This is a genomic window from Mycolicibacterium arenosum, assembly GCF_024320865.1.
Lineage (GTDB): Bacteria > Actinomycetota > Actinomycetes > Mycobacteriales > Mycobacteriaceae > Mycobacterium > Mycobacterium arenosum.
Genome location: NZ_JANDBD010000002.1, coordinates 16,476 through 31,054 on the forward strand (window position 1 = coordinate 16,476; position 14,579 = coordinate 31,054).

A 14,579-nucleotide genomic window follows, 5' to 3' on the forward strand; every position below is an offset into this window, starting at 1 on the left:
CGGTCGCTTCGCTCGCCCCGGCGATCATGCCTGCTCCTCCTTGAACTTGCGGACGGCGGCCTGGTAATCGGCCTCGCTGCCCGACAGGTAGGTCGAGACGAACTCGGCCCAGGCCTCATCGGACGCCGCCGCTTCGGCGTAGTGCCGCTGGAACTTCTCGTCGCGCTTGTAATCCGGTTCGGCCATCGTGAAGTGGGCGCCGTTGGGGGCCTCGACGACGGTGTCGACCATCATCCGGTTGACCAGCAGTGCCTGCGGCGGAACGGCTTTCACCAGCTCATCGGTCGACACCACGCGGTCGACCGACAGCAGGCGCTGCTGCGCCGACATGAGGAACAGATCGTCGAAGTAGGGGTCGATGCCGGTGTAGGCGGCGTTACCCGCTTCGTCACCGAGGTTGAGGTGTACCAGCGCGACGTCGAGGTTGAGTGCGGGCATGGCGATCAACTCCTCGTAGCCGAGATCATCCGTCGGATACGGGGACTTGACGGTCTTCAGCTCGTCACCCCAGAACGCCCGGACGTCGCTTCCCAGGCCCGCGCGGATCGGCAGGAACGGAAGCCGTTGCGCCGCAGCCTGCAACCCGCAGCGCAGCATGCCCTCGTCCATCTCGCGGGCCTCGATCGACCCGGAGGTGCGCGCCTTCGCGAACCACGGATCGTAGAACGGCGGCGAGTCCAGCGATACGAAACCGTAGTAGACGCGCTTGACCTTGCCCGCCGAGCAGAGCAGGCCGAGGTCCGGGCCGCCGTAGGTGACGACGGTCAGGTCGGTGACCTCGGTGCGGAGCAGTGCCCGGATGAACGCCATCGGCTTGCGGCGCGACCCCCAGCCGCCGATGCCGATGGTCATCCCGCTCTCGATCGACGAGACTGCTTCGTCGAGAGTCGTTCTCTTGTCGCTCATTTGGTTCCCTTGTCGGTACCCGCGAACGCGTCGCGGTGTTCATCGGAGACGCCGGCCAGGTTCAACTCGAACGTGAAGCCCTGCTCCATGCGGTATCTCGCGTTGACCGGCTGGATGTCGATGAAGTTCAGCGCTTCCTTGGCGGCGCGGATCACCCTGGTGTCCTTCGAGGCGATGTCGCGTGCCACCCGTAGCGCGGACTCGTCGAGGTCGGCGCGGGGCACGACCTCGTGCACGGAGCCGAAGTGGTGCAGCGTGTTCGCATCGACCGTCGCGGCGGTGAAGAAGAGTCGACGCATCATGTGCTGGGGGACCAGTCGCGAGAGGTGCGTCGCCGCACCCAGTGCGCCGCGTTCCACCTCGGGGAGGCCGAACTTCGCGTCGTCGGAGGCGACGATGACGTCGGCGTTGCCCACCAGTCCGATGCCGCCGCCGACGCAGAATCCGTTGACGGCGGCCACGACGGGCACCTCGCACTCGTACACGGCCCGGAAGGCGTGGAAGCAGCCGCGATTGGCGTCGATGAGTGCGGTGAAGCCCTCGGTGTTCTGCATCTCCTTGATGTCGACGCCGGCGTTGAAGCCGCGACCCTCGGCGCGCAGGATCACCACGTGGGTGCTGCGGTCCCGGCCCGCGGCGGTGATCGCGTCACCGAGTTCGAACCACCCGCGAGACGGAATCGCGTTCACGGGCGGGTAGTCGACGGTCACCGAGACGATGCCCGGTTCGACGGTCGTGGACGTAATCGTCATGAGGTCTCCAGTGAGCTCGTGAACAGGGGGCGGCTAGGAAAGCAAGCACTTGCTTGGTACGCTAGCACAGTGAGCGACGCCGCTGGAATCAATCTCCGACTCGATGGCCGGGTGGTCCTCGTCACCGGCGGGGTTCGCGGTGTCGGCGCCGGGATCAGCTCGGTCTTCGCAGCTCAGGGCGCCACAGTCGTCACCTGCGCGCGCCGCCCGGTCGATGGTCTGCCCTACGATTTCCAGCCCTGCGACATCCGCGACGACGACTCGGTCAAGGCCCTCGTCGACGCGATCGTGGCCGCCCATGGTCGTCTGGACGTCGTCGTCAACAACGCGGGCGGCTCGCCCTACGTCCTGGCCGCCGAAGCGTCGGCGAAGTTCAGCGCCAAGATCGTCGCGCTGAATCTGCTGGGCTCGCTATCGGTCTCGACGCACGCGAACTCGGTGATGCAGACGCAGGAGACCGGTGGATCTATCGTCAACATCACCAGCGTGAGCGGCAGGCGGCCCACGCCGGGCACCGTCGCCTACGGCGCGGCGAAGGCGGGCGTGGAGAACATGACCAGCACGCTGGCCGTCGAGTGGGCGCCGAAGGTTCGGGTGAACTCCGTCGTCGTCGGCATGGTCGAGACCGAGCAGTCCGAACTCTTCTACGGTGACGCGGACTCCATCGCGGCGATCTCGAAGAACGTCCCGCTGGGCCGGCTGGCGAAACCCGCCGACATCGGTTGGGCCGCCGCCTTTCTCGCGTCCGACGCCGCCGCATACATCAGCGGCGCGTCACTCGAAGTGCACGGCGGCGGCGAACCGCCGCACTACCTGGCAACGACTACCGCAGACATCAAGTAAGGGAGTACGGAGTATGGGACTGCTCGACGGCCGCGTGGTCATCGTGACGGGTGCGGGCGGCGGCATCGGACGGGCGCACGCGCTGGCGTTCGCCGCCGAAGGCGCACGCGTCGTCGTCAACGACATCGGGGTCGGCCTCGACGGTTCGCCGGCGGGCGGCGGAAGCGCGGCACAGGGGGTTGTCGACGAGATCACCAGTGCGGGAGGCGAAGCCGTCACCAGCGGCGCCAACGTCGCGGACTGGGCGCAGGCCGAAGGGCTGATCCAGACGGCGGTTGACGCCTTCGGCACGCTCGACGTTCTGGTCAACAACGCGGGCATCGTCCGCGACCGGATGTTCGCCAACACCAGCGAGGAGGAGTTCGACGCCGTCACGGCAGTGCACCTCAAGGGACACTTCGCCACGATGAAGCACGCGGCCGCGTACTGGCGGGCCAAGGTGAAAAGCGGAGAAACCGGCCCCGACACACTCCAAGCCCGCATCATCAACACCAGCTCCGGCGCGGGTCTGCAGGGCAGCGTCGGGCAGGCCAACTACAGCGCGTCCAAGGCGGGTATCGCCGCCCTGACACTGGTGGCGTCCGCCGAGATGGGTCGCTACGGCGTCACCGTGAACGCGATCGCACCCTCGGCGCGCACGCGCATGACGGAGACCGTGTTCGCCGACATGATGTCCACCCAGGAGGCCGATTTCGACGCCATGGCGCCGGAGAACATCTCGCCGCTGGTGGTGTGGCTCGGCAGCGTCGAGTCCCGCGCTGTCACCGGTCGGGTGTTCGAGGTCGAAGGCGGCATCATCCGCGTCGCCGAGGGCTGGGCACGCGGGGGAGAGATAGACAAGGGCGCCAGGTGGGATCCCGCCGAACTCGGCCCGGTGGTCACCGATCTGCTGGCGAAGTCGCGTACGCCGCTGCCGGTCTTCGGCGCTTAAGCGGCGGCCGGCTCCGAATCACCCTCGGCTGCACTCGTTTCGGTGGTGGGCTCGGGCGTCGAGGGTTCGGTGCTGTCGGCCTCCGGCTCGATCTCCGGCTCGCGCTCGGGGTCGGCGCCTTCGGCCTGTTCGTCCTGCGAGTGCCCCGTGCCGGGCTCGACCTTGTTGCCGCTCGAGAGGTCCGTCGCCCCGTTGGGCGTCGCCTGCGCGGAGGTGGCAGTGGGCTCGGTGTCCTTCGTCGGACGGCGCGTCTGCTCGGGTTCCGGCTCGGCGGGGACCGAGGCCGGTGTCGCGGTCCGTTGCACGGGAACGGGATTCGTCGTGAGGGCCGGTGTCACCGGCGGAGGAGCGGCGGCGGCACCCGATACGGCAGCGAGCACGTCGCGCACCACGACGAACACCCGCGTGACGAGCGACGGATTCGGATCGATCGCCCTGCCCGCCCAACTGGTCAGGGTCCAGCCGTCCTCGGAGTTGCCGTCGACGACCACGACGTCGGTGTTGTCGAGCGGGCGGGTGAGGATGAGGAACGGATCGGGGTTGTCCACGTTCATCATCACCCAGAACATGATGGTGCCGCCGTGCGCGACCACCACCGGGGCGCGGTCGCCGCTGTCGTAGATGGTCTGCAGCGCACCGTCGACGCGCGCATCGAAGGAGTTACCGGTGTCCGACGAGCCGAGGATCGGCACCGCGCGCAGTCCCAGCGTCCACGCGAGCGGTGGACCGCCGTAGCCGAGCAGCGTCACCACCCCGCGTTCCTGCCCGCCCTCGAAGACACCGCCGGAGATCTCCTGCAGACCGGGCAGGACGGTCACGGGCGTGCTGGTGGCGGCGGACAGCGGTAGCGCCGTCTGCTGGGAGCGGATCATCGTCGACGCGTAGATGCCGTCGTGTGCCTCCGCGGCGAGGAGGGCTGCGACGGTCTGCGCCTGCTGGTGACCCAGTGGCGTGAGACCGGGGCCGGGCACCGCCGTGTTGAGCACGTTCGCGGCGTTCGCCTCCGACTGGCCGTGCCGGACGAACGTCACCGTCATCGCCTCGGCCGCCCACGCGGGCAGTGCGCTGGCGATGAGCAGGAGTACGGCCGCGAGCGCGGCCGTCAGGATTCTGACTACCCGGCGTGTCGGCGACATCGGCAACCCCTCGTGTGGTGCCTGAAGTCTGCCGAACTTTCGATGGTGGCGGGGTGCTTCCCCCGAATAGCACCCCGGCCAACATCACTGTGCTCGTCGAGCCCCCCAACTCGATGTCGCACCCTGAGATTAGGCGGAGCGGCCCCTGCAACGCATCAGGGAAAACCCTAACGTTTCCGAGCGCTCACCCGTCGATCCGCTCGCACACCACCAACGGGATGGGCCGGTGAGCGGCCTCGCGATAGTCGCGGTACGGCGGATACATCTCGGTCAGCGCAGGCCAGTAGCGGTCGCGTTCGGCCGCCGTGGCGTCTCGGGCGCGCATCCGCCACCGCTCGGCACGCACCTGCACCTCCACCTCCGGGTGCGCCTCGATGTTGAGGTACCAGGCCGGGTCGTGATCGCGTCCGCCGAACGACGCGGGCAGGACGACGCGGTCCCCGTCGCGCAGGTACAGCGTCGCCGTCGTACGCCGCAGGCCGCTCTTGCGACCGGTGGTGGTGATGAGCGCCGCCGGGTAGCGCAGCAGCGTCGCGCCCACCCGGCTGTTCGTCCGCTGATACAGCCACACGTGGGCGCGGGTGAAGTACTTCAATGCGTGCTTCAGCGCGCTGGAGTTGCGCACCTGATCGGCGATGTCGGCCATGGCCGGGTGATAGCCGCGGCCCGGCCCGCGCAAACGCTAGGCGGGGTCGCAGATGACGATCGGGATCTTGCGGTCGGTGTACGACCGGTAGTTGATGAAGTCGGGGTACATGGCGTCGAGCTTGGGCCAGTACTCGTCGCGTTCAGCGTCGGTGGCATCGCGCGCGGTGAGCGCGAACACACCGTCCTTGGTCTGGAAGGTGACCTTCGGGTTGGCGACCAGGTTGAGGTACCACATGGGATTCGTCGCTCGTCCGCCCTGCGACGCGACGAGCACGATCCGCTGGCCCTCCTTCAGGAACAACAGCGGACTGTCGCGCGGCTCCCCCGACTTGCGGCCGATCGTGGTCAGGATCCCGACCTCGGTGCCCTTCAGGAACTTGTTGCCGAGCTTGCCCTTGGTCTTCTTGAAGAGGAACGTTTGCGCCTTCGACATCCACTTGATCGCGATGCCGGTCTTCGCGGAGTTCAGGCCCTCGATCTGTTTGGGGCTCAAGGGACGGGACGGTTCTGCCATGTCGTGAACCTATCGCTTGATGAACGGCCTGACGACCGCGTGGATGTGTGCGATCTCGCCGTCATCGGTGAACCGGAACGTCTCGGCCACGTGCGCGCAGACCCGTCGACCGGCGAGCGACGGCTTCGTGATGACGTCGAACCTCGCCAGCAGCACATCGCCCTCGGCGGTGAACTCGGGGTCGGTGGTCGTTTCGATGATCCGGTACTGCGGACCGCGATTCAGACTGCGGCGCAGGTGATCTCCCGAGAATCCGGTCTTGATCCCGAACTCGATCCGGGTGCAGCGGGCTGCGAACGGCACGCCGTCGGCACGGTGGGTCGCCAGCGCGTCGATATACGCCCGCGCGGCCGTTTCGCGCTCGGTGTGCACAGCCGATTCCCCGGTCGCTTCGCTCCTGCCCGCCGGTGCCACCTAGATCCGCTCGATGATGGTGCCCGTCGACAGCGCGCCGCCGGCGCACATCGTGATGAGCGCCGTGGTCTTGTCGGTGCGCTCGAGTTCGTGCAGCGCCGTCGTGATGAGCCTGCTGCCCGTGCTTCCGACGGGATGGCCGAGGGCGATCGCGCCGCCGTTGACGTTGACGGTGTCCATGTCCGGCTCGTGCACCCTGGCCCAGGACAGTACGACGGAGGCGAACGCCTCGTTGATCTCGGTGATGTCGATGTCGCCCATCTTCATCCCGGCCTTCTCCAGCACCTTCGTCGTCGACTGCACGGGACCGTCGAGGTGGTAGTACGGCTCGGAGCCGACGAGTGCCTGGCTGACGATGCGGGCGCGGGGCGTCAGTCCCAGCGCCTTCGCCTTGTCCTCGTCCATCCACAGCACCGCGGCCGCCCCGTCGGAGATCTGCGACGACGTGCCCGCGGTGTGAATGCCCCCTTCTATCACCGGCTTCAGCGCGGCCAGACCCTCGAGCGTGGTGTCGCGCAGGCCCTGGTCGCGGGTCACGGGAGCGCGCTCGGCCGTCGGCTGCTTGTTCTCGTCGAGGACCGGCGCCTCGATCGGCGAGATCTCGCGGTCGAACCGGCCCTCGGCCCAGGCGATGGCGGCCTTGCGCTGCGAGTCGAAGCCGAACTGGTCGATGTCCTCGCGAGTGATGCCGCGGCGCTTGGCGATTCGCTCGGCGGCGGTGAACTGATCGGGCAGGTCGATGTCCCACGATTCGGGGCGCAGGATGCCACGGTCCGGGCCGGCGTTCGCGCCGAGGCCGACGCGGCTCATCGCCTCGATGCCGCACGCGATGCCGACGTCGATGGCGCCCGCGGCGATGAGGCCCGCGATGAGTCCGTTGGCCTGCTGACCGCTGCCGCACTGGCAGTCCACCGTCATCGCGCCGACGTGCTCGGGAAGACCGGCCACCAGCCAGCCCACCCTGGTGATGTTGTTCGACTGCTCGCCGAACTGCGTGACGCAACCGCCGATGACCTGTTCGACGATCCCGGCGTCGATGCCGGCCTTCTCGACGAGCGCCTTCTGGGTCAGCCCCAGCAACTCGGTGGCGTGCAGACCGGACAGCCATCCGTTCCGTCTGCCGATGGGGCTGCGGGTGGCTTCAACGATGACAGGGTTACCCATTCCGCCAGGCTAGAACACGTTTCATAATTCTGACAAGCGGTGATCCCCCCACGCCTTTGATCTGCGGTGAGGGCATGTTTTACTGACACTAGAACACGTTGCAATTGAGGAGCTACATGATTCCGGCCGACTTCGATTTCCTGGATGCGACCCTGAACCTCGAGCGACTGCCCGTAGAGGAGTTGGCGGAGCTGCGGGCATCCGAGCCCGTGCACTGGGTCGACGTGCCGGGCGGCACCGGCGGTTTCGGTGACAAAGGCTACTGGCTGGTCACCAAGCACGCCGACGTCAAAGAGGTGTCCAAGCGCAGCGACGTCTACGGCAGCTCGCCCGACGGCGCCATCCCGACGTGGCCACAGGGGATGGAACGCTCGGCGATCGATCTGCAGAAGGCCGTGCTGCTCAACATGGACGCGCCACAGCACACCCGGCTGCGCAAGATCATCTCGCGCGGGTTCACCCCGCGCGCGGTCGGTCGCCTGGAGGACGAGCTGCGCGAGCGGGCCAAGCGGATCGCCGAGACCGCCGCCGCCGAGGGCACCGGCGACTTCGTCGAGCAGGTGTCGTGCGAACTGCCGCTGCAGGCCATCGCGGGCCTACTCGGTGTCCCACAGGAGGATCGCGACAAGCTCTTCCGCTGGTCCAACGAGATGACGGCGGGCGAGGACCCGGAGTACGCCGACGTCGACCCGGCGATGTCCTCGTTCGAACTGATCACCTACGCCATGAAGATGGCGGAGGAGCGGGCCAAGAACCCGACCGACGACATCGTCACGACGCTGATCGAGGCGGACCTCGACGGTGAGAAGCTCAGCGACGACGAGTTCGGCTTCTTCGTGGTGATGCTCGCGGTCGCGGGCAACGAGACCACGCGCAACTCGATCACCCACGGGATGATCGCCTTCTCGCAGTTCCCCGAGCAGTGGGAGCTGTACAAGAAGGAGCGGCCCGGCACCGCCGCCGACGAGATCATCCGCTGGGCGACGCCGGTGTCGGCGTTCCAGCGCACCGCGCTCGAGGACACCGTGCTCGCGGGGGTGCCGATCAAGAAGGGCGAGCGGGTGGTGATGTCCTACCGCTCAGCCAATTTCGACGACGAGGTGTTCGAGAACCCGAACACCTTCGACATCCAACGCGACCCGAACCCGCACGTCGGCTTCGGCGGCACCGGCGCCCACTACTGCATCGGCGCGAACCTGGCGCGCATGACGGTCAACCTGATCTTCAACGCGGTGGCGGACACGATGCCCGATCTCAAGTCGATCGGCGAGCCCGAGCGGCTCAAGTCGGGGTGGCTGAACGGCATCAAGCACTGGCAGGTTGACTACACGGGCACCAGCGCTTAGCGCTATCGAATCAAGGAGGATTCGGGTGGACTTCAGTCCAGACGAAGGACAGCAGGCCGTTGCCGACGTGGTGACGTCGGCGCTGGGACGGGACAACACCTGGGAGGCGCTCGTCGGCGGCGGCGTCCTCGCCTTCGGGGTCCCCGACCGGCTCGGTGGTGACGGACTCGGGCTCGCCGAACTCACCTCCGCGCTGACGGAGATCGGGCGGCACGGCAACACCAGCGCGGGCTTCGCGACTCTTGCCTCGACCCTGATACTCCTCGACCTGGCGTCCGACGAGCAGCAGGACCGCTACCTCGCAGGCGTCGCCAAGGGCGGGGTGGTGGCGACGGCTCTCAACGAACCGGGGCGCGCGCTTCCCGATCGGCCGACCACGAACCTCATCGGCGGCAAGCTATCGGGAACGAAGATCGGTGTTCCCTATGCGGCGCAAGCGGATTGGCTCGTCGTCAGCACCGACAACGGCGTTGCGGTGGTGTCCCCGAAGGCCGACGGTGTGACGCTGACCAAGACCCCGACGGCCAACCACGCGTGCGAGTACGCGGTGGTGTTCGACGACGCGGATGCCGACGTGATCGACGGCAGCGTCGAGCGGGTCAACCAGCTCGCCCTCGCCGCGATCGGCGCCTACGCGGCCGGGTTGGTGGCAGGCGCGCTCCGCCTCACCGCCGACTACGTGGCCAAGCGGGAGCAGTTCGGCAGGCCCCTGTCGACGTTCCAGACCGTCGCCGCGCAACTGGCCGAGGTCTACATCGCGTCGCGCACGATCTCGCTGGCTGCGACGTCGGTGATCTGGCGACTGACCGAGGACCGCGACGCCGCCGAGGATCTCGACGTGCTCGGCTACTGGATCACCTCGCAGGCGCCCCCTGTCATGCAGACGTGTCACCACCTGCACGGCGGCATGGGCATGGACATCGACTACCCGATGGACCGGTATTACTCCACGATCAAGGACCTGACCCGTCTCCTGGGTGGGCCCTCACACCGTCTCGACCTGGTGGCAGCCGCACCGGGCGAGCGAAGCGACGGGAGATAGGGATGTACATCGAACTGACCCCCGAGCAGAGGCAGCTGCAGGCCGAACTGCGGGAGTACTTCTCGAATCTCATCACGGCCGAAGAGTCCGCCGAGATGGAGACCGACCGGCACGGCAAGGCCTACCGGGCGATCATCAAACGGATGGGCTCGGACGGCAAGCTCGGCGTGGGCTGGCCGAAGGAGTTCGGCGGCTTGGGCTTCGGCCCCATCGAGCAGCAGATCTTCGTCAACGAAGCCGCGCGCGCCGACGTGCCGCTGCCCGCGGTGACGCTGCAGACCGTCGGACCCACGCTGCAGGTCTACGGCACGGAACTGCAGAAGAAGAAGTTCCTGCCGGGGATCCTCGCCGGCGAGATCCACTTCGCGATCGGCTACTCGGAGCCGGAGGCCGGTACCGACCTCGCGTCGTTGCGAACCAGCGCGGTGCGCCAGGGCGACGAGTACATCGTCAACGGTCAGAAGATCTGGACCACCGGCGGCCACGATGCCGACTATCTGTGGCTCGCAGTTCGGACGGATCCGGAAGCCGTTAAGCACAAGGGTATTTCGATCCTGATCGTCGACACCACCGATCCCGGCTACTCCTGGACGCCGATCATCCTGTCCGACGGCGCACATCACACCAACGCCACCTACTTCAACGACGTTCGGGTGCCCGCCGACATGCTGGTCGGCGAGGAGAACGCCGGGTGGCGGCTCATCACCACCCAGCTCAATCACGAGCGCGTGATGCTCGGCCCGGCGGGCAAGGTGGCGGGCATCTACGACCGGGTGCACGAGTGGGCGTCGAAGCCGGGGGGCGACGGCGTCACCCCGATCGACCACGACGACGTGCGCAGGCTGCTCGGTGAGATCAGGGCGATCTGGCGCGTCAACGAACTGCTCAACTGGCAGGTCGCCGCCGGCGCCGAGACCATCGAGGTGGCCGATGCCGCCGCGACCAAGGTGTTCGGCACCGAGCGAATCCAGAAGGTGGGCCGGATGGCCGAGGAGATCGTCGGCAAGTACGGCAATCCCGCGGAACCGCAGACCGCCGAACTGCTCGAGTGGCTCGACAGCCAGACCAAGCGGAACCTCGTCATCACCTTCGGTGGCGGCGTAAACGAGGTGATGCGCGAGATGATCGCGGCGTCAGGGCTGAAGGTGCCGAGGGTTCCGCGATGAGCGCTCGCGCGAAGAGCAGGGGGCACTGTTGACCACGTCCGAGGAGATTTTGGCCGCCGCGGAGCGGGTGAAGGCCGAGGGGAAGAGCAAGCCGCGCACCGGACGTCACCCCGTCAACCAGCCGATGGTCGACCACTGGACCGACGCGATGGGCGACAGGAACCCGATCTACTCCGACGAGGCCGCCGCGCAGGCCGCCGGCCATCCGGGCGTCGTCGCGCCGCCCGCCATGATCCAGGTCTGGACCATGATGGGGCTCGGCGGCAATCGCCCCGACGACGACCCGCTGGGCAAGATCCTCGAATTGTTCGACGACGCAGGCTATATCGGCGTCGTGGCGACGAACTGCGAGCAGACCTACCACCGCTACCTGCGGCCCGGCGAGGAGGTCAGCGTCGCCGCTGAGCTCACCGGCGTGGTCGGTCCGAAGCGGACGGCGCTCGGCGAGGGCTTCTTCATCACGCAGCGGATCAGCTGGACGGTCGGCGACGAGGACGTCGCCGAGATGATGTGGCGCATCATGAAATTCCGGCCCGCTGAGAGTGACGTACAGGATTCCGCGGTATCCGCGGTGCCCGAGGACCTCGACGCCGCCGCCATGATGCGGCCGGCGTCGTCGAAGGACACCAAGTTCTTCTGGGACGGCGTCAACGCCCACGAACTCCGCATCCAGAAGCGTGGCGACGGCACCCTGCAGCATCCGCCGGTGCCCGCGCTCTGGGCCGACAAGGAAGCACCCACCGACTACGTCGTCGCGTCGGGCAGGGGCACGGTGTTCAGCTTCGTGGTACACCACGCGCCGAAGGTGCCGGGTCGCACGCTGCCGTTCGTCATCGCGCTCGTCGAACTCGAGGAGGGCGTGCGCATGCTCGGCGAACTGCGCGGCATCGACCCCGCCGCCGTCGAGATCGGCACGAAGGTCAAAGCCACGTATATCGACTTCCCCGAAGGGGATTCGGGTCCGGCGTGGACCCTCTACGCGTGGGAGCCCGTTGAAGGAGTTGGGGTATGAGTGCGCCAACGGTAGAGGTCGGAACTAAGCTGCCGCCGCTGGAGTTGCACGGCAGCCCGACGTTCATCGTGTCCACCGCGATCGCCACCCGCGACTACCAGGACGTACACCACGACCGGGACCTCGCGCAGGCCAAGGGGTCCAAGGACATCTTCGTCAACATCCTCACCGACACGGGTCTGGTGCAGCGGTTCATCACCGACTGGGCCGGCCCCACCGCGGTGATCAAGTCCATCGGGCTGCGACTCGGCGTGCCGTGGTACGCCTACGACACGGTGACGTTCAACGGTGAGGTCACCGACGTCACCGACGGGCTGATCACACTGAAAGTCGTTGGCAGCAACAGTCTCGGCGATCACGTCATCGCCAACGCCACCCTGACGATCGGAGAAGGAGCCTGATGCCCGGCCCACTGTCCGGCAAGGCCGCGATCGCGGGTATCGGCGCGACCGACTTCTCCAAGAACTCGGGTCGCAGCGAGCTGCGACTGGCGTCCGAGGCCGTACTCGACGCGCTCGACGACGCGGGACTGACGCCCGCCGACGTCGACGGCATGGTGACGTTCACGATGGACTCCAACACCGAGGTCGCCGTCGCGCGCGCCACCGGTATCGGTGACCTGAAGTTCTTCTCCAAGATCCACCACGGCGGCGGCGCGGCCTGCGCGACCGTCCAGCAGGCGGCCATCGCGGTGGCCACCGGCGTCGCGGATTGTGTTGTGGCGTATCGCGCTTTCAACGAGCGCTCCGGCATGAGATTCGGTCAGGTCCAGTTGCGGCTGGTGGAGAACGCCGACTCGACCGGTGTCGACAACTCGTTCTCCTACCCGCACGGCCTCTCGACGCCCGCCGCCCAGGTCGCGATGATCGCCAAGCGCTACATGCACCTGTCCGGCGCGACGAGCCGCGACTTCGGTGCGGTGTCTGTGGCCGACCGCAAGCACGCCGCCAAAAATCCGAAGGCGTACTTCTACGAGAAGCCGATCACCATCGAGGAGCACCAGAGCTCCCGGTGGATCGCCGAGCCGCTGCGGCTGCTCGACTGCTGCCAGGAGACCGACGGTGGCGTCGCGCTGGTGATCGTCTCGGCGGAGCGCGCCAAGGACCTCAAGCACCGGCCCGCGGTCATCGAGGCCGCGTCGCAGGGCTCCAGCCCCGACCAGTACTCGATGGTCAGCTACTACCGGCCGGAACTGGGTCTGCCCGAGATGGGACTGGTCGGCGACCAGCTGTGGGCGCAGTCCGGCCTGACGCCCGCCGACATCCAGATGGCGATCCTCTACGACCACTTCACGCCGTTCACGCTGATCCAGCTCGAGGAGCTCGGGTTCTGCGCCAGGGGTGACGCCAAGGACTTCGTCAAGGACGGCGCCATCGAGGTGGGCGGACGTCTGCCGATCAACACCCACGGCGGACAGCTCGGCGAGGCGTACATCCACGGCATGAACGGCATCGCCGAAGGTGTGCGGCAGCTGCGGGGCACGTCGGTGAACCCGGTGCCGGACGTCGAGCACGTGCTCGTCACCGCTGGTACCGGCGTTCCGACGTCGGGCCTGATCCTCGGCTGAGCCCGAAAACACGTGCGTCGGCCGGCTCCGGCTCGGCGGTAGCATCGTCGCGTGGGGATCCCGCGCGACGTCAGCCCGTACGGCTCGCAAACCGTCACGGGGCCGGCGTGGCCGAATGTCGAAGAGGAACAGCTCGCCGCCGCGGCGGCGCAGTACGACGCGCTCGCCGCCAAGCTCACCGGCTCCGTGGTGCCCGAGCAGACCAGCCAGTTGATGAGCATGACCGATAGCTGGCGGGGGCTCGGCGCGGTGGGCGCGTCGGGTGAGGCGACCCGGATCATCGGAGGACACGAGGCGAACGCCGCCCAGGCCGCGGCGACCGCGATGAAGCTGCGGGCCATGGAGGTCACCGTCGCCAAGACGAAGATGTTGGTGAACGCCACCGCGACGGAGGTGCAGCAGGAGTGCATGGCGCTGCAGGCGATGGCGGCCGTTGTCAGCAACACGCAGGAACTCATCGAGAGCCGGATCAAGATGGGGCTCTCGCAGAACATCGCGTACGTCAACGCCAACACCGCCGAACTGGCGGCCACCCTAGGCACACCGCCGGTGATGCACGACCCCGGTGCGCCCCCGACGGCCAGTGCGCAGCAGGCGGGCCAGAAGGGCGCCGAGCAGTCCACGCAGATGATGGGTCAGATGTTGAGCATGGCCACCCAGCTGCCGGGGCAGCTGATGGGCATGGCGACTCAGGCGCCGCAGCAGCTGATGCAACCGCTGCAGCAGCTGTCGCAACCGCTGCAGCAGCTGACGTCGATGTTCGGGGGCAAGGGCGGTGGCGCGAGTTCGCCGTCGCCGTTCTCGGCGTTCTCCAATCATCCGCTCGCGGGCGGCTCGGGTGCCGGCGGTGGCGGCGGAATGACCAAGGCCGCTTCGGTTCCCGGCTCCGGCGGGGTGCCAGCGCAGACGTCGTTGATGGGCAACCTGGTGGGCAGCGCACCGACGGCGGCGGCAGCAGTCGGCGCCGGCGGAGGCGGGGTCGCGGGGCTGGCGCCGGTGGGCGCGGGGGTCGGCGGCGGAGGCATGGGCATGATGCCGCACCGTGGAGCAGAGGGCGGGGGCGGCACGGCGGCATCGCTCGCACCGCCGCCGGCGCTCGACTACGACGTGGACGAGGACACCGACGATGACTGGTGAT

At 67.8% G+C, this 14,579-nt stretch carries 16 protein-coding genes; 9 read left to right on the top strand and 7 right to left on the bottom strand.

The features are described 5' to 3' along the window. Positions 1-24: 24 nt before the first annotated feature. Complete coding sequence (gene ipdA / locus NM203_RS03755; protein WP_255058336.1) at positions 25-906, bottom strand: cholesterol ring-cleaving hydrolase subunit IpdA; 882 nt, start codon at positions 904-906, stop codon at positions 25-27. Next, positions 903-1,658: a (7aS)-7a-methyl-1,5-dioxo-2,3,5,6,7,7a-hexahydro-1H-indene-carboxyl-CoA hydrolase gene (gene echA20, locus NM203_RS03760; protein ID WP_255058337.1), complete on the bottom strand. Its 756-nt coding sequence runs from the start codon at positions 1,656-1,658 to the stop codon at positions 903-905. The genes ipdA and echA20 overlap by 4 nt, the downstream gene beginning before the upstream one ends. Positions 1,659-1,727: 69 nt before the next feature. On the opposite strand from echA20, the gene NM203_RS03765 reads away from it, so the two are divergent. Together NM203_RS03765 and NM203_RS03770 are read left to right on the top strand one after the other, a co-directional pair. Next, entirely contained in the window at positions 1,728-2,501 is a 774-nt protein-coding gene (locus tag NM203_RS03765) for an SDR family oxidoreductase (protein WP_255058338.1), read from the top strand. 13 nt (positions 2,502-2,514) lie between these two features. Continuing rightward, positions 2,515-3,432 (top strand): SDR family oxidoreductase, encoded by a 918-nt coding sequence (locus NM203_RS03770; protein WP_255058339.1) that lies wholly within the window; start codon positions 2,515-2,517, stop codon positions 3,430-3,432. On the opposite strand, the gene NM203_RS03775 is transcribed toward NM203_RS03770, so the two are convergent. The 5 genes from NM203_RS03775 to NM203_RS03795 all read right to left on the bottom strand — a co-directional run bounded on the left by NM203_RS03775 (position 3,429) and on the right by NM203_RS03795 (position 7,308). Beyond that, a complete protein-coding gene (locus NM203_RS03775) occupies positions 3,429-4,568 on the bottom strand; it encodes a histidine phosphatase family protein (protein ID WP_255058340.1) in 1,140 nt (379 codons plus the stop codon). The two genes, NM203_RS03770 and NM203_RS03775, sit on opposite strands and share 4 nt — an antisense overlap. Positions 4,569-4,752: 184 nt before the next feature. Continuing rightward, entirely contained in the window at positions 4,753-5,214 is a 462-nt protein-coding gene (locus tag NM203_RS03780) for a nitroreductase family deazaflavin-dependent oxidoreductase (RefSeq protein WP_303624172.1), read from the bottom strand. A 36-nt stretch (positions 5,215-5,250) separates the two neighbouring features. Further along, complete coding sequence (locus NM203_RS03785; RefSeq protein WP_303624173.1) at positions 5,251-5,730, bottom strand: nitroreductase family deazaflavin-dependent oxidoreductase; 480 nt, start codon at positions 5,728-5,730, stop codon at positions 5,251-5,253. 9 nt (positions 5,731-5,739) lie between these two features. Beyond that, positions 5,740-6,102 (bottom strand): DUF8021 domain-containing protein, encoded by a 363-nt coding sequence (locus NM203_RS03790; protein WP_255058341.1) that lies wholly within the window; start codon positions 6,100-6,102, stop codon positions 5,740-5,742. A gap of 42 nt (positions 6,103-6,144) precedes the next feature. Further along, entirely contained in the window at positions 6,145-7,308 is a 1,164-nt protein-coding gene (locus NM203_RS03795; protein ID WP_255058342.1) for a steroid 3-ketoacyl-CoA thiolase, read from the bottom strand. A gap of 116 nt (positions 7,309-7,424) precedes the next feature. Between NM203_RS03795 and NM203_RS03800 the strand changes: the two genes are divergently transcribed. The 7 genes from NM203_RS03800 to NM203_RS03830 are packed head-to-tail and all read left to right on the top strand — an operon-like array spanning position 7,425 to position 14,578. Continuing rightward, on the top strand, positions 7,425-8,654 hold the full coding sequence (locus NM203_RS03800) for a cytochrome P450 (protein WP_303624174.1): 1,230 nt from the start codon (positions 7,425-7,427) through the stop codon (positions 8,652-8,654). A 25-nt stretch (positions 8,655-8,679) separates the two neighbouring features. After that, positions 8,680-9,696, top strand: coding sequence for an acyl-CoA dehydrogenase family protein (locus NM203_RS03805; RefSeq protein WP_255058343.1), 1,017 nt, complete (start codon positions 8,680-8,682; stop codon positions 9,694-9,696). Between the two features lie 2 nt (positions 9,697-9,698). Further along, entirely contained in the window at positions 9,699-10,862 is a 1,164-nt protein-coding gene (gene fadE29 / locus NM203_RS03810) for an acyl-CoA dehydrogenase FadE29 (RefSeq protein ID WP_255058344.1), read from the top strand. 28 nt (positions 10,863-10,890) lie between these two features. Next, on the top strand, positions 10,891-11,874 hold the full coding sequence (locus NM203_RS03815; RefSeq protein ID WP_255058345.1) for a bifunctional MaoC family dehydratase N-terminal/OB-fold nucleic acid binding domain-containing protein: 984 nt from the start codon (positions 10,891-10,893) through the stop codon (positions 11,872-11,874). Continuing rightward, on the top strand, positions 11,871-12,275 hold the full coding sequence (locus NM203_RS03820) for a MaoC family dehydratase (RefSeq protein ID WP_255058346.1): 405 nt from the start codon (positions 11,871-11,873) through the stop codon (positions 12,273-12,275). Before NM203_RS03815 ends, NM203_RS03820 begins: the two co-directional genes overlap by 4 nt. Continuing rightward, a complete protein-coding gene (locus NM203_RS03825; RefSeq protein WP_255058347.1) occupies positions 12,275-13,441 on the top strand; it encodes a 17-hydroxy-3-oxo-4-pregnene-20-carboxyl-CoA lyase in 1,167 nt (388 codons plus the stop codon). The genes NM203_RS03820 and NM203_RS03825 overlap by 1 nt, the downstream gene beginning before the upstream one ends. Before the next feature lie 51 nt (positions 13,442-13,492). Beyond that, positions 13,493-14,578: a hypothetical protein gene (locus tag NM203_RS03830; RefSeq protein ID WP_255058348.1), complete on the top strand. Its 1,086-nt coding sequence runs from the start codon at positions 13,493-13,495 to the stop codon at positions 14,576-14,578. The last annotated feature ends 1 nt before the right edge of the window (position 14,579 follow it).